General features: G+C 72.3%; 21 protein-coding genes. 11 read left to right on the forward strand and 10 right to left on the reverse strand.

Annotated features, from left to right (window positions below; translation table 11 throughout):
* Position 1 precedes the first annotated feature (1 nt).
* From Tsedi_RS01835 to phaC, 4 genes are all read right to left on the reverse strand, one after another.
* Positions 2 to 1,306 carry a serine hydrolase domain-containing protein gene (locus Tsedi_RS01835; RefSeq protein WP_185970543.1) on the reverse strand — a complete coding sequence of 435 codons (1,305 nt, stop codon included), beginning with the start codon at positions 1,304 to 1,306 and terminating at the stop codon, positions 2 to 4.
* Positions 1,307 to 1,414: 108 nt separating this feature from the next.
* Positions 1,415 to 2,155: an acetoacetyl-CoA reductase gene (gene phbB, locus Tsedi_RS01840; RefSeq protein WP_143892975.1), complete on the reverse strand. Its 741-nt coding sequence runs from the start codon at positions 2,153 to 2,155 to the stop codon at positions 1,415 to 1,417.
* 56 nt (positions 2,156 to 2,211) lie between these two features.
* Positions 2,212 to 3,390 (reverse strand): acetyl-CoA C-acetyltransferase, encoded by a 1,179-nt coding sequence (locus tag Tsedi_RS01845; protein ID WP_143892978.1) that lies wholly within the window; start codon positions 3,388 to 3,390, stop codon positions 2,212 to 2,214.
* 5 nt (positions 3,391 to 3,395) lie between these two features.
* Entirely contained in the window at positions 3,396 to 5,198 is a 1,803-nt protein-coding gene (gene phaC, locus Tsedi_RS01850) for a class I poly(R)-hydroxyalkanoic acid synthase (RefSeq protein ID WP_143892980.1), read from the reverse strand.
* Between the two features lie 184 nt (positions 5,199 to 5,382).
* On the opposite strand from phaC, the gene Tsedi_RS01855 reads away from it, so the two are divergent.
* On the forward strand, positions 5,383 to 5,670 hold the full coding sequence (locus Tsedi_RS01855; protein WP_246099139.1) for a hypothetical protein: 288 nt from the start codon (positions 5,383 to 5,385) through the stop codon (positions 5,668 to 5,670).
* On the opposite strand, the gene pgeF is transcribed toward Tsedi_RS01855, so the two are convergent.
* Together pgeF and maiA are read right to left on the reverse strand one after the other, a co-directional pair.
* Complete coding sequence (gene pgeF, locus Tsedi_RS01860; RefSeq protein WP_246099140.1) at positions 5,590 to 6,387, reverse strand: peptidoglycan editing factor PgeF; 798 nt, start codon at positions 6,385 to 6,387, stop codon at positions 5,590 to 5,592. The genes Tsedi_RS01855 and pgeF overlap by 81 nt on opposite strands.
* Positions 6,388 to 6,394: 7 nt before the next feature.
* Positions 6,395 to 7,069, reverse strand: a complete 675-nt coding sequence (maiA, locus tag Tsedi_RS01865; protein ID WP_143892982.1) for a maleylacetoacetate isomerase — start codon at positions 7,067 to 7,069, stop codon at positions 6,395 to 6,397.
* A 184-nt stretch (positions 7,070 to 7,253) separates the two neighbouring features.
* On the opposite strand from maiA, the gene Tsedi_RS01870 reads away from it, so the two are divergent.
* Together Tsedi_RS01870 and Tsedi_RS01875 are read left to right on the forward strand one after the other, a co-directional pair.
* Positions 7,254 to 8,300 (forward strand): TRAP transporter substrate-binding protein, encoded by a 1,047-nt coding sequence (locus Tsedi_RS01870; protein WP_143892984.1) that lies wholly within the window; start codon positions 7,254 to 7,256, stop codon positions 8,298 to 8,300.
* A 48-nt stretch (positions 8,301 to 8,348) separates the two neighbouring features.
* Positions 8,349 to 8,897 (forward strand): NUDIX hydrolase, encoded by a 549-nt coding sequence (locus tag Tsedi_RS01875; RefSeq protein ID WP_143892987.1) that lies wholly within the window; start codon positions 8,349 to 8,351, stop codon positions 8,895 to 8,897.
* 30 nt (positions 8,898 to 8,927) lie between these two features.
* Here Tsedi_RS01875 and Tsedi_RS01880 read toward each other — a convergent pair whose 3' ends face one another.
* Positions 8,928 to 11,048, reverse strand: coding sequence for a putative bifunctional diguanylate cyclase/phosphodiesterase (locus Tsedi_RS01880; RefSeq protein WP_185970545.1), 2,121 nt, complete (start codon positions 11,046 to 11,048; stop codon positions 8,928 to 8,930).
* 87 nt (positions 11,049 to 11,135) lie between these two features.
* Here Tsedi_RS01880 and Tsedi_RS01885 point away from each other — a divergent pair, with 87 nt between their 5' ends.
* Positions 11,136 to 11,477 (forward strand): Hpt domain-containing protein, encoded by a 342-nt coding sequence (locus tag Tsedi_RS01885; protein ID WP_143892991.1) that lies wholly within the window; start codon positions 11,136 to 11,138, stop codon positions 11,475 to 11,477.
* A gap of 13 nt (positions 11,478 to 11,490) precedes the next feature.
* On the opposite strand, the gene Tsedi_RS01890 is transcribed toward Tsedi_RS01885, so the two are convergent.
* Both Tsedi_RS01890 and smc read right to left on the reverse strand, forming a co-directional pair.
* Entirely contained in the window at positions 11,491 to 12,528 is a 1,038-nt protein-coding gene (locus Tsedi_RS01890) for a cell division protein FtsZ (protein ID WP_143892993.1), read from the reverse strand.
* Entirely contained in the window at positions 12,525 to 16,058 is a 3,534-nt protein-coding gene (gene smc, locus Tsedi_RS01895; protein WP_143892995.1) for a chromosome segregation protein SMC, read from the reverse strand. Before smc ends, Tsedi_RS01890 begins: the two co-directional genes overlap by 4 nt.
* 52 nt (positions 16,059 to 16,110) lie before the next feature.
* Between smc and dapC the strand changes: the two genes are divergently transcribed.
* The 7 genes from dapC to Tsedi_RS01930 are packed head-to-tail and all read left to right on the forward strand — an operon-like array spanning position 16,111 to position 24,527.
* A complete protein-coding gene (gene dapC / locus Tsedi_RS01900) occupies positions 16,111 to 17,340 on the forward strand; it encodes a succinyldiaminopimelate transaminase (RefSeq protein ID WP_143892997.1) in 1,230 nt (409 codons plus the stop codon).
* A 52-nt stretch (positions 17,341 to 17,392) separates the two neighbouring features.
* Positions 17,393 to 18,217 (forward strand): 2,3,4,5-tetrahydropyridine-2,6-dicarboxylate N-succinyltransferase, encoded by an 825-nt coding sequence (gene dapD, locus Tsedi_RS01905; protein WP_143892999.1) that lies wholly within the window; start codon positions 17,393 to 17,395, stop codon positions 18,215 to 18,217.
* Positions 18,218 to 18,257: 40 nt separating this feature from the next.
* The gene (locus tag Tsedi_RS01910; RefSeq protein WP_143893001.1) at positions 18,258 to 19,415 is read left to right on the forward strand and encodes a PilT/PilU family type 4a pilus ATPase; all 1,158 of its coding nucleotides are present in this window, start codon (positions 18,258 to 18,260) and stop codon (positions 19,413 to 19,415) included.
* Positions 19,416 to 19,459: 44 nt separating this feature from the next.
* A complete protein-coding gene (gene dapE / locus Tsedi_RS01915; RefSeq protein WP_143893003.1) occupies positions 19,460 to 20,626 on the forward strand; it encodes a succinyl-diaminopimelate desuccinylase in 1,167 nt (388 codons plus the stop codon).
* Entirely contained in the window at positions 20,626 to 21,555 is a 930-nt protein-coding gene (gene prmB / locus Tsedi_RS01920; protein ID WP_143893005.1) for a 50S ribosomal protein L3 N(5)-glutamine methyltransferase, read from the forward strand. Before dapE ends, prmB begins: the two co-directional genes overlap by 1 nt.
* On the forward strand, positions 21,552 to 23,552 hold the full coding sequence (locus Tsedi_RS01925) for an ABC-F family ATP-binding cassette domain-containing protein (protein WP_143893007.1): 2,001 nt from the start codon (positions 21,552 to 21,554) through the stop codon (positions 23,550 to 23,552). The genes prmB and Tsedi_RS01925 overlap by 4 nt, the downstream gene beginning before the upstream one ends.
* A gap of 12 nt (positions 23,553 to 23,564) precedes the next feature.
* Positions 23,565 to 24,527: an RsmB/NOP family class I SAM-dependent RNA methyltransferase gene (locus Tsedi_RS01930; protein ID WP_143893009.1), complete on the forward strand. Its 963-nt coding sequence runs from the start codon at positions 23,565 to 23,567 to the stop codon at positions 24,525 to 24,527.
* A gap of 43 nt (positions 24,528 to 24,570) precedes the next feature.
* Here the strand turns inward: Tsedi_RS01930 and Tsedi_RS01935 are convergent.
* The coding region (locus tag Tsedi_RS01935) for an MFS transporter (protein ID WP_143893011.1) at positions 24,571 to 25,442 on the reverse strand (872 nt) is incomplete at its 5' end.

Genomic DNA, 25,442 nt, shown 5'->3' on the forward strand with positions numbered 1-25,442 from the left:
CTCAATCCCAGCGGCCGCCCAGGCTCAGCACGACGCCGCGCCAGAAGGCATCGCGCAGCTGATAGGGACGCGGATCCTGACGTCCGCTCGGGCGGTCGTTGACCGAGGTCTGCACGATGACGATGCCGGTCTCGGGCTGGATCAGGATGTTCTGGCCGTACACGCCCTGCAGCGCGAACGTGCGCGTCTTGAGCGGCAGCAGCCAGACTTGATAGCCGTAACCCATGCCCGGTGTGGCCGCGCGAGGGCGAAATGCTGGCGGCTGACGCGCCGGATCGGTGGCCTCCAGCAAAAAGTCGCGCGGGATGATCGAGCGGCCGTCGCGCTGACCATCCTCGGCAAGAAGCAGCGCGAAGCGGGCGTAATCCCGCAGGGTGGCGTTGAAGCCATGGCCGGCCTCTTCGGCCCCGTCGGTGGTGGCGTACAGCCAGTAGGCGGGATGCTCCGCTCCCATCGGCTGCCACAGCCAGTGTTGTGTCAGCTCGGTGAGGCTGCGCCCGGTTGCGCGCATCAGCACACGCCCCAAGATGTCGGTCTCGATGGTGGCATAGCGGAAGCGCAGACCGGGCTCGGCCTCGCGCTCGGTGCGGGCGTTCAGGAAGGCCGCGACCCGCTCCGGCTGCCCCCGATGGGACGGATCCGACAGCAGGCGCGCCCACGTCGCGATGTCGTCGTCGGGAGTCCACGTGTAGAGCTCGCGGAATGGCACACCGGACGCCATCCGCAACAGATGCCTCAACGAAGTCTGTCCGTACGCCGAGGGGGCGACCTCGGGCCAGTAGTCGACGACGCGATCGTCGAGCGACCGGATCGCCCCCCGCTCGACGGCGATGCCGACCAGCATCGCGGTCACGGTCTTGGCCATCGAGAACGAGCGCAACGGCATGTCGGGGCGTCGCCCGTACTGGTAGCGCTCGACGACGATCTGGCCGTCCTTCAGGATCAGCAGCCCGGTGGTCTGCGTCTCGTCGAGGAAGTCATCGACCGTGCGGCTGAACAAGCCCCAGCGCCAGCGGATCTCGGGCGGCTGCGTCATCACCGGCAACGGCCGCGGTTCGTCCGCCGGCTCGACGGTGCGGGCCGGCGCGAAACGGTGGTTGGCCGACCAGGTGCCGACACGGCATTCCAGGCGTTCGATCGCCTCGTGACCGGGACATCCGGGATAGCCCTGCGCCAGCCCGAGCTTGTGCGCGCCCGGACCATCCGGACGCACGATCTGCGCCGCGGCCAGCACGGGCAACACCGCCACCAGCCACGACACCCGCCACAGCCGCCGGCGGGCTCCCGACAGCGCTTCCTTCGCCATGGCTACGATCTCCTGGCCGGCACCGCCAAACGCCGGCCCCTGCCCGGGCATGGGGATGGGCGCACCTCCGACGCCGCGCTCGACAGACCGCCCACGCCCGGCGGGGGCTCAGCCCATGTGCAGGCCGCCGTTGATCGAGAAGTCCGCGCCAGTGGCAAAGCCCGCATCGTCGCTGGCCAGCCAGGCGACGATGGAGGCGATCTCGCGCGGTTCGCCCAGGCGCTTGACCGGGATCTGCGCGACGATCTTCTCCAGCACATCGGGGCGGATGGCCTTGACCATGTCGGTGGCGATATAGCCGGGGCTGACCGTGTTGACCGTGATGCCCTTGGAGGCGAGCTCCTGCGCCAGCGCCATCGTGAAGCCGTGCATGCCGGCCTTGGCGGCCGAATAGTTGGTCTGGCCGGCCTGGCCCTTTTCGCCATTGACCGAGGAGATCTGGATGATGCGGCCCCAGCCGCGCTCGATCATGTCGGGCACCACCTGCTTGGTGACGTTGAACATCGAGGTCAGGTTGGTGTTGATGACCGCGTCCCAGTCCTCCTTGGTCATCTTGACGAACAGGCGGTCGCGCGTGATGCCGGCGTTGTTGACCAGCACGTCGATCGGGCCGTGCTCGGCCTTGGCCTTGGCGAAGGCCTGCACGACGCTGTCCCAGTCGGCCACGTTGCCGACGCTGGCGTAGAAGGTGTAGCCCAGCGCCTTCTGCTCGTCGAGCCACTTCTGGTAATCGCGGGTGGGGCCGCAGCCGGCGATGACCTTGAAACCAGCCTTGTAGAGAGCCTGGCAGATCGCCGTGCCGATGCCGCCCATGCCGCCGGTGACGTAGGCAACGCGTTGTTGAGCCATGGTCGAGTCTCCTCTCGTGGGTGTGGAACAGGGGGAAGCGGGCGGGCGCGGGCGTCTCAGCGCTCCACGGCCAGCGCCACGCCCATGCCGCCGCCGATGCACAGCGCGGCCAGGCCCTTGCGGGCGTCGCGGCGCTGCATCTCGTGCAGCAGCGTGACCAGGATGCGGCAGCCGGAAGCGCCGATCGGGTGACCCAGCGCGATGGCGCCGCCGTTGACGTTGACCTTGGCCGGGTCGGCCCCGAGCGCCTGGTTGACCGCGCAGGCCTGGGCGGCGAAGGCCTCGTTGAGCTCGAACAGGTCGACGTCGGCCACCGACCAGCCGGCGCGCGCCAAGGCCTTCTGCGACGCCGGCACCGGCCCCATGCCCATGGTGGCCGGATCCAGCCCGCTGGTGCCGAAGCTGGCGATGCGCGCCAGGGGTTGGAGGCCCAGCTGCGCCGCCTTGCTCGCCTTCATGACCATCACGGCGGCCGCACCGTCGTTGATGCCGCTGGCGTTGCCGGCGGTGACGCTGCCGGCCTTGTCGAACGCGGGCTTGAGGCCCGCCAGCGCCTCGGCGCTGGTCTTGCGGTTGATGTACTCGTCGGTGTCGAAGACGAGCGGATCGCCCTTGCGCTGCGGGATCGTCACCGGCACGATCTCGTCCTTGAACTTGCCGGCGTCCTGCGCGGCGGCGGCGCGGCGCTGGCTTTCCAGCGCGAAGGCGTCCTGCATCTCGCGCGTGATGCCGTGCGCCTTGGCGACGTTCTCGGCGGTGATGCCCATGTGGTACTGGTTGTAGACGTCCCACAGGCCGTCGACGATCATCGAGTCGATCATCTTCCAGTCGCCCATGCGCTGGCCCTCGCGGCTGCCCATCAGCACGTGCGGGGCCAGCGACATGTTCTCCTGCCCGCCGGCAATGACGATCTCGCTGTCGCCCCAGGCCACCGCCTGCGCGGCCAGCATCACGGCCTTCAGGCCCGAGCCGCACACGGCGTTGATGGTCAGCGCCGGGGTTTCCTTGGGCATGCCAGCCTTCATCGCCGCCTGACGCGCCGGGTTCTGGCCGCAGCCGGCCGCCAGCACCTGGCCCATGATGACCTCCCCGACCTGCTCGGCCGGCACGCCGGTGCGCTCCAGCAGAGCGCGGATCACGGTGGCCCCCAGCTCCATCGCGGGGGTCTTGGCGAGCGTGCCGCCGAACTTGCCGATGGCGGTGCGCACGGCGCCGACGATGACGATGTCGTCCATGGGATTCATCCTTTCGCTGCAGAGGTGACGGGGGTGAGCGGGGTGGTGACGAGGGTAGCCAGGGCCTCGTCGGCCTTGACGCGCACGTAGCGGCCCGGGGCCGGCTCGATCGGGCGGTAGCGGCGGTTGCCGTAGCTGCGCGGAGCCGGGATCTGGCGGCCGCCGTGTGCCGCGATCCACGGTGCCCAGTCGGTCCACCAGCTGCCCTTGTGCTCGGTGGCGGCGGCGATCCAGTCGTCCACCGATTCGGGGAAGTGCCCCTCGGGCCCGGTCCAGAAGCTGCGCTTGCCCTTGGAGGCCGGGTTGATGACGCCGGCGATGTGCCCCGAGGCCCCCATGACGAAGCGCATCGGCCCGCCGAGGTGGCGCGTGGTGGCGTAGGCGCCGCCGATCGGCACGATGTGGTCCTCGCGCGAGCCGTAGACGTAGGCCGGGATGTCGATCGCGCCCAGATCCACCGGCACGCCGCAGACGGTCAGCTTGCCGGGCTGGCAGAGTTCGTTCTGCAGATAGGTGTGGCGCAGGTACCACGCGTACCACTTGCCCGGCAGGTTGGTGCTGTCGCTGTTCCAGTACAGCAGGTCGAACGGCGGCGGCGTCTCGCCCTTGAGGTAGTTGCCGACGACGTAGTTCCAGACCAGGTCGTTCGGGCGCAGGAAGCTGAAGGTGGTGGCCAGATCCCGCCCGGGCAGCAGCCCGCCGTGCGCGTACTGCAGCTCGCGCAGCGCGACGAAGGCCTCGTCGATGAAGACGTCCAGCACCCCGGTGTCGGTGAAGTCCAGCAGCGTGGTCAGGAAGGTGACGCTTTCGACCTTGCGCTGCCCGCGCGCGGCCAGCACCGCCAGCGCCGTGCCCAGCATCGTGCCGCCGACGCAGAAGCCCAGCGCGTTGATCGTGTCGGCCTTGCCGATCTCGCGCACGACGTCGATGGCGCGGATGACGGCGTCGCCGATGTAATCGTCCCAGGTCGCCTGCGCCAGCGTCGCATCCGGGTTGCGCCAGCTGATGACGAAGGTGCGGTGGCCCTGCTCGACGGCAAAGCGCAGGAAGGAGTTGTCCGGCTGCAGGTCGAGGATGTAGTACTTGTTGATGCACGGCGGCACGACGAGGAACGGGCGCTCGTGCACCTTCGCGGTCAGCGGCTTGTACTCGATGAGCTGGAACAGCGCGTTCTCGAACACCACCTGCCCTTCGGTGGTGGCGACGTTGCGGCCGACCTCGAAGGCGTCGGGGTCGGTCATCGAGACCTGGCCGCGCTGCAGATCCTGCAGCAGGTTCTGCACCCCGCGCGCCAGGCTCTCACCCCGCGTCTCGATCGCCTTCTGCTGCGCCTCGGCGTTGAAGGCGAGGAAGTTGCTCGGCGCGGTGGCGTCGATCCACTGCTGCACCGCGAAGCGGATGCGGGCCTTGGTCTTGGCGTCGGCCTGCACGGCCTCGGCCATGCGCATCAGCGTGCGGGCGTTGAGCAGGTACAGCGCGGCCTGAAACGCCGCCACCGGGTTGCGCGCCCATGCCTCGCCGGCAAAGCGCTTGTCGGGCGGCGGCTGCACCTGCGCCCCCTGCTGCCACAGCTCGGCGGCCTCGCGCATGTAGTCCTGCTGAATCTGCAACCACTGGGCCGCATCGAGCTGCAGCGGTTGACCTCCCAGGCTGCGCAGCATCTGCGTCAGCGCGTTGAGATCCGGCAGGCCGGCTGCGGTGCCGGCCGCTGGCGTCCACCAAGGGGGCTGGGTGAGCTGGCTCCACTGCTGCAGGGCCTGCCGGGCCCAGGCCAGCCACGGGGCGCCTTCGGTGCGTCCATCCGCCATCGCGTCGTCTCCTCGTCTGCCCGGCCGGATCGCGCCGCCCGGAAGCGGCGGCGCGGTCGATCCAGCCTTCGTGACGCCATCTTAGCGTCACACGTTGTCACTTCTCTGACAACGTGGTGTGGATGTCACACCACCGGCCGCGTGCCGCTACGATGCGCACTGCGCGGCCGTGGGAGCGATGACGATGCTGATCGTGGTGTTGCTGGCGTGGGGCTACGTGGTGCTGTTGATGGCACTGGCCGCCGCCTTGGCACCCGACGGGAGTGCCTGGGCGGCGCTGCGGGTGCTGCTCGGCTACGGGCTGCTGCCGATGGCGCTGTTCATCTATATCGCCGGCAGCCCGCTGCGGCGCAAGGCCGCGCGGCGCGCCGCGCAACGGGCTGCGACGGGCTCAGCGGCGCCAGACGCAGGCGGCCATGCGGCCGGCGGCGCCGAGCCGGGCGGCGTCACGGCGGTGCGAGAAGAACGTTGACGGCTGCGTCGCGGTGCACCAGGCCGCCGAGCCGTCGTGGCCCTGCACCCGCTCGAAGCCGAGCCGCCGCAGCCGCGCGCGTGCCAGTTGCGCCAGGTCGGCGCGCCACCGCCCCGGCGCGGCGGACGAAGGCGCGAACGCCGACGCATCGGCGGCGGCGGCCTGCACGAACGCCTGCCACACCTCGTCGCCGACCTCGAAGGCGGCCGCGCCGATGGCAGCGCCGATCCAGACATGACACGCGGCGCGCGCGGCCGGATCGCGCACCGCCGGCCAGGCGTCGACCAGCGCCTCCAGCACCCCGCCAGCCAAGCCGCGCCAGCCCGCGTGCACCGCGGCCACCGACGCGCCGTCGGCACTGGCCAGCAGGATGGGCAGACAGTCGGCCACGAGCACCGTGCACGCCACGCCGTGCGCCTGCGTGTAGCAGGCGTCGGCCTCCAGGCCATCGGGGCTGTCCGGCCCGATGGGCACCACGCGCGTGCCGTGCACCTGCCGCAGGAAGACCGGCCGCACGCCCAGCGCGCCGGCCAGCCGGTGCCGGTTCGCGAGCACCGCGGCCGGCTCGTCGCCGACGTGATCGCCGAGGTTCAGGCTGGCCCACGGGCCGCGCGAGACGCCACCGGCGCGCGTGCTCATCCAGCCGGCCGCACCCGCGCCCAGCGCCGCGGCCAGCCCGGGCAGGCCGCCGCGCTCCTCGAACCGCGGGCCGCTCACCTGGCCGTCATTCGGCATCGGGGCACTGGCTCGGATGGGCGCGCTGGAATGCCTCCAGCTGCATGCAGCGCTCGTAGACCGCCAGCGTCAGCGGTATGCCCTCGTACTCCAGGCCGAAACGGCGCCCGTTGACGATCTGCGGCACCAGGCAGCAGTCCGCCAGCGTCGGCGTGTCGCCGTAGGAGTACACCGAGGGCGGCAACCCCAGCCGCGCACGTTCCTCGGCCAAGTCCTGCAGGCGCCGTTCGTAGGCGCGCAGGCCCTCCATGACCCAGTGGTTGTACCAGGCGGTGCGCTGCGCCTCCGACAGGCCGAGCGGCCCGGCCAGGTACTTGAGGATGCGCAGGTTGTTGATCGGGTGGATGTCGCAGGCGATGGTCTGCGCCAGCGCCCGCACGCGCGCGCGGCCCAGCGGATCGCGCGGCAGCAACGGCGGCTCGGGGTGCGTCTCGTCCAGGTACTCGATGATGGCCATCGACTGGCTCAGCAGCGCATGATCCGGCTGGCCCTCGACGTCGAGCACCGGCACCAGACCGTCCGGACTGAGGGCGCGGTAGGCAGCCCCGTGCTGCTCGCCCTTGGCCAGATGCACGGGAATGTAGTCGTAGCTGAGCCCCTTGAGGTTGAGGGCGATGCGCACGCGAAACGAGGTGCCGGAGCGGAAGTAGTTGTAGAGCTTCATCGGAGCGCAACAGAGTCGTGGGTCACGGCCGCACGGGCGCCTAGTCTAGCGCGCCGCGGTCGGCGCGTCCGGCGCGGCTACACTGCGGCCTCGCGCCGCCGACCGCATCCCGGGGGCGCGTGCGGGGCGCCTTCATGATCAGGGCCCCGCCCCGTCCATCACGCCGTTGCAGGAGACCCTTGCCATGATTCGCCGCCGTACCTTGCTGCAGTCGGGCGCTGCCGCCGCGCTCGCGGCCCCCGCCCTCGTCGGCTTCGCCCAGTCCAGCGTGACGCTGAAGTTCCACACGTTCATGTCGCCGACGTCCAACGTCTGGCTCAACATGCACAAGGCCTGGATGGACAAGGTCGAGCGCGAGTCGGGCGGACGCATCCGGTTCGAGGCCTACCCCGCGATGCAGCTGGGCGGCTCGCCGGTGCAGCTGTACGACCAGGCCAAGGATGGGGTCGTCGACATCGTCTGGACGCTGCCCGGCAACACGCCCGGACGCTTCCCGCGCATCGAGGTGTTCGAGCTGCCGTTCATGATGACCGACGCCGAGGCCACCTCGCGCGCGTTCTGGGAGTACGTCCAGACCAAGGCGGCCGATGAGTTCCGCGACGTGCACCCGATCGCCTTCCAGGTGCACGGACCGGGCATGTTCCACGTCAAGACGCGCCCGATCACCCAACCCGAGGACCTGCGCGGCCTCAAGATGCGCGGGCCGACGCGGCAGATCACCAAGATGCTGGGGTACCTCGGCGCCACGCCGGTTGGCATGCCGCTGCCGCAGATTCCGGATGCGCTGTCCAAGGGCGTGATCGACGGCTGCGTGATCCCGTGGGAGGTGGTGCCCTCGGTGAAGGTGCACGAGCTGGTCAGCCACCACAGCGAATTCGACCCCAAGGGCGGGGCCCTCTACACCACCACCTTCGTCATGGCGATGAACAAGGCACGCTACGCCTCGCTGCCGCCGGAGCTCAGGAAGGTCATCGACGCCAACTCCGGGATCGAGACCTCCGCCTTCCTCGGCCGCGTGCAGCAGGCCGGTGACGCCCCGGCGCGCAAGCTGGCGGTGGAGCGCGGCAATCGCATCCACACGATCGGTCTGGCCGAAGCACAGGAGTTCCGCCGCCGCGCGCGTCAGGTCGAGGTCGAGTGGGTGCAGGACATGGATCGGCGTGGCTTCAATGGCCGCGACCTGCTGGAGACGGCGCGCCGGCTGATCGAGAAGCACACGCGCAAGGCCTGAGTCCCCGCGGTCGGGAACACGCCTGCGGCGGCGCTACACTGCGGCCGCATCATGCTGCGCAGCCCGATCCGCTTCTGCCGCGCGTGCGCGGCCGCCGTCGAGCACCGCATCCCCGACGACGGGGACACGCGCGTGCGGGCGGTGTGCCCGGCCTGCGGCACGATCCACTACGAGAACCCGCTCAACGTCGTCGGCACCGTGCCGGTGTGGGGCGAGCGGGTGCTGCTGTGCCGGCGCGCCATCGAGCCGCGGCGCGGCAAGTGGACGCTGCCGGCCGGCTTCATGGAGCTGGGCGAGACCACCGCGCAGGGGGCGCTGCGCGAGACGCGCGAGGAGGCCGGCGCGGAGGTGGAGCTGGAGGGGCTGTTCACGCTGCTCAACGTCGCGCGCGTCGGCCAGGTGCACATCTATTACCGCGCGCGGCTGCTGAGCGACCGCTTCGCCCCGGGACACGAGACCCTGGAGGCACGGTTGTTCGCCGAGCACGAGATCCCATGGGAGGAGCTGGCGTTCCGCACCGTGGCCGAGACGCTGCGGCGCTATTTCGACGATCGCCGCCGCGGCGCCTTCGGCGTGCACACCGGCGACATCGCCTAGGCGCGGCGGCGCGCCCGGCCCCGGCCGGCCTCAGCCGGCGCGGCGGTACTGCGTCGCCAGCTCCTGCAGCGCCGCCGCCGGCATCGGCCTGCCGATCAGGTAACCCTGTGCCTGCGTGACGCCCAGCGCCTCGAGGAAGTCGCACTGCCGCTGGTTTTCCACGCCTTCGGCGATCGTCTCCACCCCCAGCGCCTGGGCCAGCGCGACGATCGCGCGCACGATGGCGCGGTCGGTGCGGCCACGGGTGACGTGGGTGACGAAGGCGCGGTCGATCTTGAGCGCGTCGATCGGGAACTGCAGCACGTAGGCCAGCGACGAGTGACCGACGCCGAAGTCGTCCAGCGCCACCGAGACCCCCAGCGCGCGGAAGCGCCGCAGCAGCGCAATCGCGTGCTCGACGTCGTGCATCGTCAGGCTCTCGGTGATCTCGAGCTCCAGCCGCGCCGGCGTCACACCGCTGGCCTGCAGCGCCTGCTCGATGTGCCGCGGCAGCTGCGGGTTGAGGAACTGGCGCGGCGAAAGATTGATGCCGACGCGCAGCGGCAGGCCGGCGCGCTCCCACGCCGCAGCCTGGCGCGCGGCCTCGCGCAGCGCCCAGGCCCCCACCTCGACGATCTGGCCGGATTCCTCCAGCAGACCGATGAACTGCACCGGCGGCACCGGCCCAAGCCCCGGGGGATGCCAACGCAGCAGCGCCTCGCAGCCGACGATGCGGCCGCTGGCAAAGTCCAGCTGCGGCTGGTAGTGCAGCGCGAATTCACCGCGCTCCAGCGCGCCGTGCAGCGCCTGCTCCAGCTGCAACTGCCGCTGGCGCTCGCGGACGTCGGCCGTCTCGAGCTCGGCCACGCTCCACGGCAGGCCCAGCGCGCGGGCGCGCCGCTGGGCCTGCAGCGCCTGCTGCAGCAGCGCCTCGGCGTCGATGCCATGGACCGGTCGGGCCGCACAGCCGGCGCTGAAGACCACGCGCAGCGTCTGACCGGCCACGCTGAGCGGCTGCTGCAGCGTGTGCAGCACCGCCTCCAGCGCCGGCTGCACCCCCTGCCCCGGCGGCATCCGCTGCGCCCAGGCGAAGGTGTCGCCATCGATGCGCGCGGCCTGCAGGATCGTGCCGGCCTCGGCCATCTGCCGCAGGCGTTGGCCCAGCAGCCGCAGCAGCTGGTTGGCGGCACGCTCGCCCAGCGTCTCGTTGAGGCGGCCGAAGCGCTGGATGTCGGCGGTGACCACCCAGATCCCCTCGCCGTCCTGTTCGATGGCCTGGGCGACGTGGCGCAGGAACAGGCGCCGATTGGGCAGATCGGTGATCTCGTCGTGCAGGGCCAGGTAATCGACCAGCGCCTCGGTGCGGCGCTGTGACGTCAGATCCTGGAAAACCCCGAACACCAGCGCGGCGTCGTCACCCTCGCGTCCGCGCTCGCCCACCACGCGCAGAATGCGCTCGGTCTGGTTGAAACGGATGCGGAACTCCGCATCGAGCCGCCCCGCGCTCTCGCGCGCCGCCTCCAGACCGGCGCGCAGGCGCTGGCGATCCTCCTCGTGCACACGCTCGAGGAACGCCTCGCGCGGCACCTCGTGGCGCGCCTGGATGCCGCCGGTGGCGGCGAACTCCTCGCTCCAGCTGAGGGAGTCGGTGTCGAGCCGCCACTCCCAGTAGCCCAGCCCGGCGATGCGGCGCACCGCCAGCTCGCGCAGGCGCGCACGCCGCAGCTCGCGTGCCAGACGCCCGCCGCGCAGCGCGTAGCGCACCCGCTCGCGCAGCAGCGCCCAGTGGATCGGCTTGGTGATGAAGTCGGTGGCGCCGGCATCGAAGGCGGTCTCGATCGATTCGAGGTCGTCGACCGCGGTGAGCATGACGATGGGCAGCGCCTCGTCGGCCAGCTCGGCGCGGATGCGCGCACAGGCCGTGTGCCCGTCCATGCCGGGCATCAGCACGTCCATCAGGATGAGGTCCGGGCGCTCGCGCCTGACCTCCTGCAGCGCCTGCGCGCCGTCGGGCGCCTCCACGACCTGCAGCCCGTCGCGCCGCAGCACGGCGGCCACCATCGAGCGCGTGGTGCGGTCGTCGTCGACGACGAGCACGCGTGCTGCGGCTGCGGGCTCGGCCCGTGCCGCGGCCGCTGCCACCGTCTCGTCGGGCTCGGATGCGGGGGTCATCAGGGCTAGCATAGCATCGCGGCCGCCATCGGCTACGATAGCGGCACCGCCGCGGTGCCGCATCCTGGGATCCCACGGCCCAAGTCCATGACCCCCCTGCTCGACACCACCAACCTCGACGACATGCTGGCGATGCTGGGCGACGAATTCCGCGACATCGTGCGGCAGTTCGTCGACCAGCTGGAGCCGGACGTGGCCGGCATCACCGCCGCGCGCGCCGCCGCAGACTGGGACACGCTGGTGCGCCTGGCGCACACGCTCAAGGGCAGCAGCGGCAACATGGGCGCGGTGGCGCTGGCGGACCAGGCCGCGCGCATCGAGCGCGCCGCGCGCGCCCGCGACGGCGCGCAGGCCGACGCCGCCCTCGACGGTCTGCAGGCGCTGGCGCGGCAGACCGTGGCGGCGCTGCGCGCGGGCGGCTACGCCTGAAGCACGTCGGTGCTCAGCTGAACAGACGCCGCGCCTCGGGCGAACCGGCCGCCAGCCCACTGGCCTCGAGCCGGGCGTAGAGCCGCTGCAGCTCCGCCGCGATGGCGTCCAGCGCCTCGTCGGTCAGCGCCTGGCCGGCCTCGTCGCCGATCCAGCCTTCCATCGCCGCGGCCAAGGCCGTGCCCAGCGCGCGCAGCCGCTCGAACGGCGCCAGCTGCGCCGGCACGTGCGGCACGTCCAGCGTCAGGCGCACCTCGCGCAGCACCTCGAGCTCGGGGTCGTCGGCAAGCGCGGCCTGCGTCTCGAACTGCAGCGCCACCACCGGCGTGCCATCGGCGGCCGGGTACACCATGCGTCCGGGCAACGTCCCGGGCACGAAACCGAGCCGCAGCGCGTGCTGGGTGACGTAGCCGGGGTTCCAGGCCGTGCGCCGTGCCCGCAGCGTCAGCGCCAGCTGCGCGTCGTGCGCGGCGGCGAACTGATCCAGCTCGCGTGCACGCTGCACCACCCCGAGCATGTCCGGGAAATCCACCGCCGCCATGAGGTGCTCGGCCCACTGGCCCACCTTCTGCACGAACTCCGAGTACTCGATCTCGTTGAGGGCGCCGCTGCGGTTGGCCAGCTGCACCCCCACCCGCAACCGCGCATAGCGGCGACCCGGGGCGGGCACCTCCCAGGCGTCGGCGTCGCCGTTGGCGGCCTCCTCCGGCCAGCCCTCCACGGCCAGCGGCTTGCTGCCGATGCGCCGGCTCGGCGGCATCGAGGCCAGCACCGCCTCGGCGCTGACCGGTCGCTCCAGCCGCAGCTCGACGATGGCGTCGATGCGGGGCGACAACACCCGCGGGCCCGGCTCACCGGCCACCGCGGCGGCCGTCGGCTGCAGCACCGGCTCCAGCCGCGTCAGCGCCTCGGGTGGTTCACCGGCCTCGGGGGTCGGCGGCACCGGCGGCGGCGTCAGGCGACGGATGCGCCAGCGGTGGTAACCCCACACCGCAAGCAGCACCCCCGCTCCCACGGCCAGCAGCGCGATCGGCAGCGACGCGTCGTTCATGGCGTGGCATTGTCCATCATCGAGACCGCCTGCTGCAGGTCCACCGCCACGATGCGCGAAACGCCTTGCTCCTGCATCGTCACGCCCACCAGCTGCTGCGCCATCTCCATGGCGATGCGGTTGTGGCTGATGAACAGGAACTGCGTGTCGCGGCTCATGCGCGTGACCAGCCGCGCGTAGCGCTCGGTGTTGGCGTCATCCAGAGGCGCGTCCACTTCGTCGAGCAGACAGAACGGCGCCGGGTTGAGCTGGAAGATCGCAAACACCAGCGCGATGGCGGTCAGGGCCTTTTCGCCGCCGGACAGCAGGTGGATGGTCTGGTTGCGCTTGCCCGGCGGCTGCGCCATCACCTGCACGCCGGCGTCCAGGATCTCCTCGCCGGTCATGATCAGGCGCGCCTGGCCGCCGCCGAACAGCTCGGGAAACATGCGCCCGAAATGCTCGTTGACGGTGTGAAAGGTCTTGGCCAGCAGGTCGCGCGTTTCCTGGTCGATGCGGCGGATGGCATCCTCCAGCGTGGCGATGGCCTGACGCAGGTCGTCGGACTGCTGGCGCAGGAACTGCTCGCGCTCGCGCGCCGCCCCCAGCTCCTCCAGCGCGGCGAGGTTGACCGCCCCCAGGGCGGCGATGTCGCGCTGCAGGCGCTCGATCTCGCCCGGCAGGCTGGCGGCGCGCACGCCGTCGGCGGCGATGCTGTCGGCCACCGCCTGCGGATCGGCCCCGGCCTCGGCCAGCGCCTGGGCGTGCTGCTGGCGCGCCAGCTCGGCGGCCTGCTCCTGCAGCTGCAGCTCGACGATGCGCTGGCGCAGCGGCTCGAGCTCGCGCTCGGTGCGCAGGCGCTGCTCGTCGGCGGCGCGCAGGCGCGCGGCCACCTCGTCGTGACGGCTGCGGCAGGCAGCCAGCCGCGCCTCGGCGTCGTGGTGGCGCTGCAGCGCCTGCTCCAGTGCACCTTGGGCCTGACCGTCGTCATGCTGCCGCAGCTGCGCCTGCAGCGCGGCCAGCTCTTCCCCCAGCTGGCGCCGCTGCGCCGCCGCCGTGGCCTGGGCCCGCCGCAGCTCCTCGTGCCGCTGCGCCAAGCTGCGACGGACGAAGTCCGCCTCCTGCACCCGGCGCTCCAGCGCGCGCTGCTGCTCGCGCACCTGCTGCAGGGCGTGCTGCGCCGCCGCCGCCTCGTCCTCGGCGCGCGCCAGCGCCCCCTGAGCCTCGGCCAGCTCGAGGTCGAGCGCCTCGAACCGCGCTTCGGCCTCGGTGGCACGTCCGGCCAATGCCTCCAGCAGGGCCTCCACTTCGGTCAGGTCGGCCTGCAGACGCTCGTGGTGCTGGGCGGCCTCGCGCGCGCGCTGCTCGGCGCGCAACCGCTCCAGCTGCGCGCCATGGTGGCGCTGCTGCGCCTGCGCCAACTCGCGGCGCGCGGCCTCGATGGCAGCCTGCAACTCGGCCAGTCGGGCTTGGGCGCGCTGCTGCGCGGCGCGCGCCTGCTCGTGCACCAGCGCCTGGGCGCGGGCGGCGCGCTCGAGCTGCTCCAGCTCGTGCGCCCGCGCCAGCAGCCCGGCCTGCGGCTCGTCGGCGGCGTAGAACACGACGTCCTGGCGCCCGACGCCATGGCCCTGCGGGGTGTAGATGCGCTGACCCGGGCCGAGCGCCGCGCGCGCCCGCAGCGCGGTGCCGAGATCCTCGACGGCCCAGCAGCCGTGCAACCAGTCGGCCAGGACGGCGTGCAGGCCGGCATCGTGCAGGCGCAGATGGTCCACCAGCGGCACGCAGCCGGCCGGCGCGGGCGGCGCCGGCGGCGCGCTGGCAGCGGCCGGGGTGGCGTAGAAGGCCAGCCGCGCCGGCGGCGGATCCTGCTGCAGGCCGGCCAGCGCGTCCAAACCCTGCACCGGCAGCGCGCGCACGCGCTCGCGCAGCGCCGCCTCCAGCGCCGTCTCCCAACCGGTGTCGCTCGGCAGGTGGTGCCACAGGGCGGCCAGCCCCTGCAGGCCCTGCGCACGCAGCCACGGCTGCAGTCGGTCGTCGGTCTGCAGCTTGTCCTGCAGGGCGCGCAGCGCCGTCAGGCGCGCCTGCAGCTCGGCTTCGCGCCGCGCTTCGTCGCGGGCGCTGGTCTCGGCGTCGGCGCGCGCCTGCTCGGCCTGCGGCAGCGCCGCCTGCAGCTCCTGCAGACGCGCCTGCGCCTGCGCCAACGCCTCGGCGGCCTGGGTCTCCTCGGCCTGCCAGTGTTGCAGGTGCCGCGGATCGGGCGCCTCGGCCTGCCGCGCCTGCTGCCGGCAGCGCTCGTGGCGCGCCTCGGCAGCGCGCCGCTGCTCCTGCAGCGAGCGCTGCTCCGCCGCCAGCGCGCTCAGGCGCCGCTGCAGCTCGTGCACGCGCTCGCGCCACTGCTGCAGCGTCGCGTCGGCGCGCCGCTCGGCCTGCTGCAGCGCCTCCAGCCGCGGGTCGAGTTCCTCCAGCTGCGCCGCCAGCCGCTGCGCCTCGGCCGCGGCTTCTTCCTGCTGCGCCTGCAGTGCGGCCTCCTCCTCGGCGGCGCGGGCGGCGTGCTCGTCCCACTGCGCCAGCTGCGCCTGCAGCGCCTCGGCCCGCTGCTGCGCCTGGCGTCGCCCCTCGGCGGCAAAGCGGATCTCGGCCTGCAGCCGCGCCACCTCCGCGCCGGCTTCGTAGACGCCCGCCTGCGCCTGATGCAGCGCGTCGGCCGCGGCTGCCTGGGCCTGGCGCAGTTCGGCCAGCTCGGCCTCCACCTGCCGCAGTGTGGCGGCGTGCCGCTCCAGCGCAACGGCGGCCTGCCGCCCCTCGGCGCGCACGCGGTCGCGCTGCTGCTCGGCCTCGTGCGCCTTCAGCCACGCCAGCTGCTGCTGGCGCCGTACGAGCCGCTGCTGCAGCTCGCGGTAGCGCTGGGCGACCTCGGCCTGCGCCTGCAGCCGCTCCAGCTGACCGTGCAGCTCGCGCAGGATGTCCTCCACGCGCGTCAGGTTGTCGCGCGTATCGGCCAGGCGGTGCGCGGTCTCACGCCGGCGCTCCTTGTACTTGGAGACGCCGGCAGCCTCCTCCAGGAACAGGCGCAGTTCCTCCGGGCGGCTCTCGATGATGCGGCTGATCGTGCCCTGACCGATGATGGCGTAGGCGCGCGGTCCCAGGCCCGTGCCCATGAACACGTCCTGCACGTCACGGCGGCGCACGGGCTGGTTGTTGATGAAGTAGCTGCTGGTGCCGTCGCGCGTCAGCACGCGGCGCACCGCGATCTCGGTGTACTGATTCCAGGGACCGCCGGCGCGACGCGCGCCGTTGTCGAACACCAGCTCGACGCTGGCGCGCTGCGCCGGCTTGCGCGTGGTGGTGCCGTTGAAGATGACGTCCTGCATGGACTCGCCGCGCAGCTCGCTGGCCTTGGACTCGCCCAGCACCCAGCGCACGGCGTCCATGATGTTGGATTTGCCGCAGCCGTTGGGACCGACCACGCCCACGAGCTGTCCCGGCAGCTGGATCGTGGTCGGCTCGGCAAACGACTTGAACCCGGAGAGCTTGATGGTCTGCAGACGCACGGGGCGCTAGTGTACGGGGACAGGGGGGCGTGAGCCGCTACCATTGCGCCCCATGACGTTTGCCGGCAATCCTCTGCTGCAGCGCCTGCAGCCCTACCCGTTCGAGCGCCTGCGCGCGCTGACCGCCGACCTCACGCCGAACCCGGCCCTGCGGCCGATCAACCTCGGCATCGGCGAGCCGCGCCACCCGACGCCGGCGGTGCTCAAGGACGCGCTGCACGCCGCCATCGAGGCCGAAGGGGGGCTGTCGGCCTACCCTGCCACGGCCGGCACCCCGGCGCTGCGGCAGGCGTGCGCGGACTGGCTGGCGCGGCGCTACGGCGTCGAGGTCGATGCGGCCACGCAGGTGTTGCCGACGCTGGGCTCGCGCGAGGCGCTGTTCGCGCTGGCGCAGGTGGTGCTGGATCCGCGTGCGTTCGCCGGCGGGCCCGAACCGGTGGTGGTCTGCCCCAATCCTTTCTATCAGATCTATGAAGGGGCGGCGCTGCTGGCCGGCGCCACGCCGTGGTATGCCAACTGCGAGCCGGCGCGCAACTTCGCCACCGACTGGGAGGGCGTGCCGCCCGAGGTGTGGGCGCGCACGCGGCTGGTCTACGCCTGCTCGCCCGGCAACCCCACCGGCGCGGTGATGACGCTGGAGGAGTGGGCGCGGCTGTTCGAACTCAGCGACCGCCACGGCTTCGTCATCGCCAGCGACGAGTGCTACAGCGAGATCTACTTCGGCGACGAGCCCCCTCTGGGTGCACTGCAGGCGGCCTGGCGGCTGGGGCGGCGCCGCTTCGAGCGGCTGATCATGCTGACCAGCCTCTCCAAGCGCAGCAACGCACCGGGCCTGCGCAGCGGCTTCGTCGCCGGCGATGCCGACCTGATCCGCGCGTTCACCCTCTATCGCACTTACCACGGCAGCGCGATGAGCCTGGCGGTGCAGCGCGCCAGCGCCGCGGCCTGGGCCGACGAGGGGCACGTCGAGGCCAACCGCCGGCTCTACCGCGCCAAGTTCGAGCGCGTCACGCCGATGCTGGCCGAGGTGATGGACGTGCGCTTGCCCGATGCGGGCTTTTACCTCTGGGCCGGGGTGCCGGCGCGCTTCGGCGGCGATGACGCCGCCTTCGCGCGCGAGCTGCTGGCCCAATACAATGTGACGGTGTTGCCGGGCCGATTCCTGGCGCGCACGCACCAGGGCCGCAACCCCGGGGCCGGCCGGGTGCGGCTGGCGCTGGTGGCCGGCCTGGACGAATGCGTCGAGGCCGCCGAGCGCATCGTGCGCTGCGCGCGCGGCTGATCCGGCGTTTTCCCTTGTCCACGACGACCTCCAGACCCCGACGACCTTCACCATGACCGACCAACTGCAACGCATCATCGAAAACGCCTGGGACAACCGCGCGCAGCTCGGCGCCGGCAGCGCCCCGAAGGAGGTCGTGGAGGCGGTCGAGCACGTCATCGCCGAGCTCGACGCCGGGCGCCTGCGCGTGGCCACGCGCCACGGGGTCGGCCAGTGGACGGTGCACCAGTGGATCAAGAAGGCGGTGCTGCTGAGTTTCCGGCTGCGCGACAACGAACTGATGCGCGCCGGCGACCTCGCCTTCTTCGACAAGGTGCCGACCAAGTTCGGCGGCATGGGGCCGCAGGAGCTGGCCGCCAGCGGCGTGCGCGTCGTGCCGCCGGCGGTGGCGCGCCGTGGCAGTTACATCGCCAAGGGCGCGATCCTGATGCCGAGCTACGTCAACATCGGTGCCTACGTCGACGAGGGCACGATGGTGGACACCTGGGCCACGGTCGGCTCGTGCGCCCAGGTCGGCAAGAACGTGCACCTCTCGGGCGGCGTGGGGCTGGGCGGCGTGCTGGAGCCGCTGCAGGCCAACCCCACCATCATCGAGGACAATTGCTTCATCGGCGCGCGCTCCGAGATCGTCGAGGGCGTCATCGTCGAGGAAAACTCCGTCATCTCGATGGGCGTCTACATCGGCCAGAGCACGCCGATCTACGACCGCACCACGGGAGAGATCCTCTACGGGCGCGTGCCGGCCGGCTCGGTGGTCATCAGCGGCAGCCTGCCCAAGGACGGCGGCAAGTACAGCCTCTACGCCGCCATCATCGTCAAGCGCGTGGACGCGCAGACGCGCGCCAAGACCAGCCTCAACGAGCTGCTGCGCGACTGAAACCCGCCCTGCGCGTCACACCCCGAGGGAGACTCCGGCGATGGGCCCGATGGAGCAGCTGCTGCGGCTGATGGCGGAGAAGAAGGCCTCCGACATCTACCTGTCGGCCTCCTCGCCCGTGCTGATCAAGATCAACGGCGTGACCATGCCGGTCAACGCCCAGCCGCTGCCGGCCGACGGCCCCTACCGGCTGCTGGCGGAGGTGGTCAAGCCGGAGCACCTGCGGGAGTACGACGAGACCGGCGAGCTCAACATCGCCATCCCGATGCAGGACGTCGGGCGCTTTCGCATCAGCGCGATGCGCCAGCGCGGCACCTGCGCGGTGGTGGTGCGCTTCATCAGCGGCCAGATCCCCAAGGTCAGCGAGCTCGGCATCCCGCCGGTGCTGACGCAGATGATCATGGCCAAGCGCGGCCTGATGCTGGTGGTGGGTGCCACCGGCTCGGGCAAGAGCACGACGCTGGCCGCGCTGCTGGACCATCGCAACGAGCACACCAGCGGCCACATCCTCACCATCGAGGATCCGATCGAGTACCTGTTCAAGAACAAGAAGAGCGTGGTCAACCAGCGCGAGGTCGGCACCGACACCGCCTCGCTCAACGTCGCGCTGAAGAATGCGCTGCGCCAGGCGCCCGACGTCATCCTGATCGGCGAGATCCGCGACCGCGAGACGATGTCGCAGGCGATCGCCTACGCGCAGTCGGGCCACCTGGTGCTGGCCACGCTGCACGCCAACAACAGTTACCAGGCGCTCAACCGCATCCTCAACTTCTATCCCGTCGAGGTGCGGCCGACCATGCTCAACGACCTGGCCTCGTCGCTGAAGGCGATCGTCTCGCAGCGGCTGCTGCGCACGGTGGATGGCGGGCGCACGCCGGCGGTGGAGGTGCTGGTCAACACGCGCCTGATCAGCGAGCTGATCGAGAAGGCCGACTTCTTCGGCGTGCGCGAGGCGCTGGAAAAGTCCATGGCCGAGGAGTCGCAGACCTTCGAGGCCGATCTGGCGCGGCTGATCCTGGCCGGGCGCATCACGCGCGAGGAGGGGCTGGCCTACGCCGACTCGCCGACCAACCTGCTGTGGCGGCTGCAGAACGACGACCGCGCCCGTGCGCTGGCACAGACCGCCGTCGCCCCGCCTGCCGAGCCCGGCCAAGGCGGGGGGCCGTCGTTCGAGGGCTTCCTGCCGCCCAAGATCTGATCTGCGCGCGCCCCGGCCAGCCGGGCACCCCGACAAGAACCGCCATGACCGACACCCTTGCCCTGGCCGCGGAGCTGATCCGCCGCCCCTCCGTCACCCCCGACGACGCGGGCTGCCAGGCGCTGCTGGCCGCGCGGCTGCGGGCGCTGGGTTTCGCCTGCGAGACGATGGCCAGCGGGCCGGACGACTTTCGCGTCACCAACCTGTGGGCGCTGCGGCCCGGGGCCGGCCCCGACGCGCCGGTGCTGGTGTTCGCCGGCCACACCGACGTGGTGCCGCCGGGACCTCTGGATCGCTGGACGAGCGACCCGTTCGAGCCCGCCGTGCGCGACGGCTGCCTGTGGGGCCGCGGCGCCAGCGACATGAAGGGGTCGCTGGCGGCGATGGTGGTGGCGTGCGAGCGCTTCCTCGCGCAACGGCCCGAGGCGCCGCTGGCGATCGGCTTCCTGCTCACCAGCGACGAGGAAGGTCCGGCGCGCGACGGCACGGTGGTGGTGTGCGAGGCGCTGCGCGCGCGCGGCCAGCGGCTGGACTGGTGCATCGTCGGCGAGCCCACCAGCGTGCGGCGCACCGGTGACATGATCAAGAACGGCCGCCGCGGCACGATGAGCGGAAGGCTCACCGTCAAGGGCATCCAGGGCCACATCGCCTACCCGCATCTGGCGCGCAACCCGATCCACCTGCTGGCCCCGGCGCTGGCCGAGCTGGTGCAGACGCGCTGGGACGACGGCGACGCGTACTTTCAGCCGACCAGCTGGCAGGTCAGCAACGTGCACGGCGGCACCGGCGCCAGCAACGTCATCCCCGGCAGCGTCACGCTGGACTTCAACTTCCGCTTCGGTCCGGCCTCCAGCGTGGAGAGCCTGCAGGCGCGCGTGGCGGCGATCTTGGCGCGGCACGGCCTGCGCGCGGGCGAAGACTATGCCCTCGACTGGACGGTAGGGGGACTGCCGTTCCTGACGCCGCGGGGCCCGCTGGTGGAGGCAGTGTCGGCCGCCATCCACGACGTCACCGGGTCGAGGCCGGAGCTGTCGACCTCCGGCGGCACCAGCGACGGGCGCTTCATCGCACGCATCTGCCCCGAGGTCGTCGAACTGGGCCCGCCCAACGCCTCGATCCACAAGGTCGACGAGCACATCGCGCTCGAGGACCTGGAGGCGTTGACCGCCATCTATCAGCGCGTGTTGCAGCGGCTGGCAGGAGAAGCGTGATGGCGGCGGCGACGCTGGGCGAACTGCTTGCCGAGGCCGAGCGGCGGCTGACCGAGGCGGGCGTCAGCTTCGGCCACGGTACCACCTGTGCGCGTGACGAGGCGGCCTGGCTGGTGCTGTGGCGGCTCGGGCTGCCGCTCGACACGGACCTCGAGACCGAGGGCGCGCGCACGGTGGACGAGGCCGGGGCCTCGGCGGTGCGCGCCCTGATCGAGGAACGCATCCGCACGCGCAAGCCCGCCGCCTACCTGACCGGCGAGGCGTGGCTGCAGGGGGTGCCGTTTGACGTCGACGAGCGCGTGATCGTGCCACGCAGCCTGATCGCCGAGATCATCGCCGCGGCGCCGCAGGCCGACGCGATCGACCCGTGGCTGGGCGCGCATACGCGCCGGGTGCTGGACCTGTGCACCGGCAACGGGTCGCTGGCGGTGCTGGCGGCGCTGGCCTGGCCCGACGTCACGGTGGACGCCAGCGACGTCAGCGCCGACGCGCTGGAAGTGGCCGCCCGCAACGTCGCGCGCCACGGGCTGCAGGACCGCATCCGGCTGTGGCAGTCCGACGGTTGGTGTGACCTCGACGGGCGCTGGGACCTGATCCTGTGCAATCCTCCCTACGTCAACCGTGCCAGCATGGCGACGCTGCCTCCTGAATACCGCGCCGAGCCGGCGCTGGCGCTGGACGGTGGCGACGACGGCATGGACTTCGTACGCCACCTGCTGGCGCGCGCCGCGGACCACATGGAGGAGGATGCCGTGCTGGTGCTGGAGATCGGCCACGAGCGCGCGCACTTCGAGGCGGTGTTTCCGACGCTGGCGGTGGAGTGGCTGCACACCAGCGCGGGGCCGGATGCAGTGCTGCTCATCACCCGTGCGGCGCTGCAGGCCGCGCATGCCGACCTGCCCCCCGACCCCAAGCGCTGCGCCCCATGATCGTGCTGCGCGAGGTCACGCTGCGCCGCGGCGCCAAGGTGGTGCTGGAGCGCGCCAGCGTCACGCTGCACGCCGGCGAGAAGGTCGGCCTGGTCGGCCGCAACGGCGCCGGCAAGTCCAGCCTCTTCGGCCTGCTGCTCGGCGAGCTGCACGAGGACGCCGGCGAGCTGCAGCGCCCGCGCGGCTGGCGCATCGCCCACGTCGCGCAGACGATGCCCGACGGCACGCAGCCGGCCACCGCGTTCGTGCTGGAAGGCGATGCCCCGCTCGTCGAGGCACGGGCGGCGCTGGCCGCCGCCGAGGCCGCCGGCGACGGCGAGGCGATCGCGCTGGCGCACGCGCGGCTGGCCGACGCCGGCGCGCACGACGCCGAAGCGCGCGCTCAGGCGCTGCTGCTCGGACTGGGGTTTGCCCCGCAGGAGCTGCAGCGGCCGGTGGGCGACTTCTCCGGCGGCTGGCGCATGCGGCTGCAGCTGGCGCGCGCGCTGATGTGCCCGAGCGACCTGCTGCTGCTGGATGAGCCGACCAACCACCTCGACCTCGACGCGCTGGTGTGGCTGGAGAGCTGGCTGCAGCGCTATGCGGGCACGCTGATCGTCATCAGCCACGACCGCGAGTTCCTGGACGCCGTCACGCGCGTCACGCTGCACCTGGAAGGCGGGCGGCTGATGCGCTACGCCGGCGGCTACAGCGCGTTCGAGGAACAGCGCGCGCAGCAGCTGGCGCAGCAGCAGGCCGCCTTCGAGCGGCAGCAGGCCCGCATCGCCCATCTGCAGCGCTTCGTCGAGCGCTTCCGCGCCAAGGCCACCAAGGCTCGCCAGGCGCAAAGTCGCCTGAAGGCGCTGGCGCGCCTGGAACGCGTCGCGCCGGTGCTGGCCGAAGCCGAGTTCAGCTTCGAATTCGCCGATCCGGGCCCGCCGCCCAACCCCCTGCTGGTGCTGCACGACGTCAGCGCCGGCTACCGCGACGCCGCCAGCGGCGAGGCCCTGCCGATCGTGCGGGAGGTGCGCATCGGCGTCCTGCCGGGGCAGCGCATCGGCATCCTGGGGGCCAACGGTCAGGGCAAGTCCACGCTCGTCAAGACGCTGGCCGGCGTGCTGCCGCCGCTGCACGGTCGTCGGCAGACCGGCCGCGGGCTGCGCATCGGTTACTTCGCGCAGCACGAACTGGACGTGCTGCGCGCCGACGAGACGCCGCTGGAGCACCTGCAGCGGCTGGCGCGCGAGGCAGAGGCGGCCGGCACCCTGCCGCCGGGGCAGTCCACCCGCGAAGTGGACCTGCGCGGCTTCCTTGGCAGTTTCCAGTTCGGCGGCGAGGCCGCGCTGCAGCCGGTGGGCACGATGAGCGGCGGCGAGAAGGCGCGCCTGGTGCTGGCGCTGCTGGTGTGGCAGCGCCCCAACCTGCTGCTGCTCGATGAGCCGACCAACCACCTCGACCTCGTCACGCGGGAGGCGCTGGCGGTGGCGCTCAACGGTTTCGAAGGAGCGGTGCTGCTGGTCAGCCACGACCGGGCGCTGCTGCGCGCCGTCTGCGAGACGTTCTGGCTGGTGGCGGGCGGCCGGCTGCAGCCGTTCGAGGGTGACCTGGACGATTACCAGCGCCACCTGCTGGAGGTGGCGCGCCAGCGGCGCGAAACCCTCGACACGCAACGGGCACGGGCCGCCGTGGCCGCCACCGGGGCCGCCGCGGCACGTGGCGAGGCTGGCCTGTCGCCGCAGGAGCGCCGCCGGCTGCAGGCGCAGCAGCGCCAGCGCCTGGCCGAGCGGCTGCGTCCGCATCAGCGCGAGCAGCAGGCGCTGGAGGCGCGCATGGCCGCGCTGCAGGCCGAGCAGGCCGAGCTGCAGGAGACGCTGGCCAGCCTGCGCGACGGCGCCGCGATCGCCGAGGCGGGCCGGCGGCTGAAGGCGGTGGAGGCGGAACTGGCCACCGCCGAGGAACGCTGGCTGGCGCTGGCCGAGACAATCGACGCGCTGCAGCGTGAGGCCGATCACGCCTGAGCAGGCCCCCCGATGGATCGTCCGGCCTCCGACGCCCTGCCCCCGTTGCCCGCGGCCTTCACGGCGCTGCTGGACGCGGTCATCCCGGCCGAGCACCGTCCGATGGTGGAGGCGAGCTACGTCGAGCCCAAGGACGTCGTCGTGCGGCACAACCCGCTCCACGGTACCCCGTTGGCGCTGGCCGAACGGGCGCTCGGTGCCCTCGGGGCCGAGCCGCTGCCCGGCGTCGAAGGCGTCTGGCGCGTGCCGGCGGCTGCACGCGCGGCCCTGACCCACCATCCGCTCGTCGGGCAGGGTGCGCTCGCCATCCAGGGCGCAGCCAGCCAGGCCGCGGTGTGGGCGCTGGACCCGAAGCCGGGCGAGGAGATCCTCGACCTGGCCGCCGCGCCTGGGGGCAAGACCGCGCTGATCGCGGCCCGCATGGGCAACCGCGGCCGCATCGCGGCGGTGGAGCCGCTGCGCGCGCGCTTCTTTCGCCTCAAGGCCAACCTGCAGCGGCTGGGCGTGACGTGCGCGCAGCTCTACCTGAAGGACGGCACGCAGGTCGGGCGGCTGGTGCCGCAGCGCTTCGAGCGCGTGCTGCTGGATGCGCCGTGCTCCTCGGAAGCGCAGTTCACCCGGCTCGATCCAGCGTCGTGGGCGCACTGGAGCCCGCGCAAGGTGCGCGCCAGCGCCGCGCTGCAGGCGCGGCTGCTGCGCTCGGCGGTGCAGGCGCTCAAGCCCGGCGGGGTGCTGGTCTACAGCACCTGCTCGCTGTCGCCTGAGGAAAACGAGCTGGTGCTGGACGCGCTGCTGCGGCAGCGCGATGACCTGGCGCTGGAGGCGCTGCCGTGGCCTTGCCCGCTGCCCGCCGTGGCGGGCCTCGGCGCATGGCAAGGCAGGCCGCTGCATCCCGATTTGCGGCTCGCCCGGCGCGTGCTGCCGAGCCGCTGGACGGATGCGTTCTTCATCGCCCGGCTGCGCAAGGCTGGCTAGCGCCAGCGGCGCTGCACGCCGCCGCGCCGGGCCGCCCGCGCCTTCAATGCGGTCGCGTGCGCCGGCCCACCGCCAGCGCCGCCCCGGTGGCCAGCAGCAGCGTGGCCGCCCCCCCGGCCAGCGTCGTCGCGTACCAGCCGTGGTCCATCAGCACGCCAAACACCAGTGGCGCCAGCGCAAAGCCGGTGTCCAGCCCAGAGTAGACCGTGCCGTAGATACGGCCGGTGGCGCCGGGCGGCGTGGCGCGGCGGATCAGCAGGTCGCGGCTGGGACCGCCGATGCCGATCGCCAGCCCCGTCACCGCCAGCGCCGCCATCGTGCCGGCACCGCCCAGCCAGCCGCTGGCCGCCAGCAGCATCAGCGCAGCCCCCGCCATCATCGTCAGCGCCACCACGCGATCCACCGCCGCCACGCGCGCGGCCACCCAGCCACCCAGCAGCATGCCCGCCGCACCGGCCAGCATGTAGGCCGTCACCGTCAGCGTGGCCGTGGCCAGCGGCACCGCATGCACCGCCTGCAGGATCGAGGTGGCGTAGGTCTGCACCACCGCCAGCGTCATCGTCGACAGCAGGAAGAAGCCGAAGCACCCCCACACCACCGGCAGCCGCAGGAAGGCCAGGTCGTCCGCCGCCGTCTGGCCGGCCACACGTCGCACCACGCGCGTGGCCAGATGCTCGCGCTGCGACCACAGCAGCGCCAGCACCGCCGCGTAGACGACGATGGCGGCCCAGTAGGCGTGGCGCCAGTCGCCCAGGGTGGCGATGCCGACCAGAAACACCGGCGCCAGCGCCCAGCCGAGGTTGCCGGTCAGCCCGTGCACGCTGAAGGCGTAGCCCAGCCGCGGCGGCGAGACGCGCTGGTTCAGGATCGAGAAATCCACCGGGTGAAACGGCGCGTTGCCCACGCCGGCCAGCA

This window comes from Tepidimonas sediminis (assembly GCF_007556605.1).
GTDB classification, from domain to species: Bacteria; Pseudomonadota; Gammaproteobacteria; order Burkholderiales; family Burkholderiaceae_C; genus Tepidimonas; species Tepidimonas sediminis.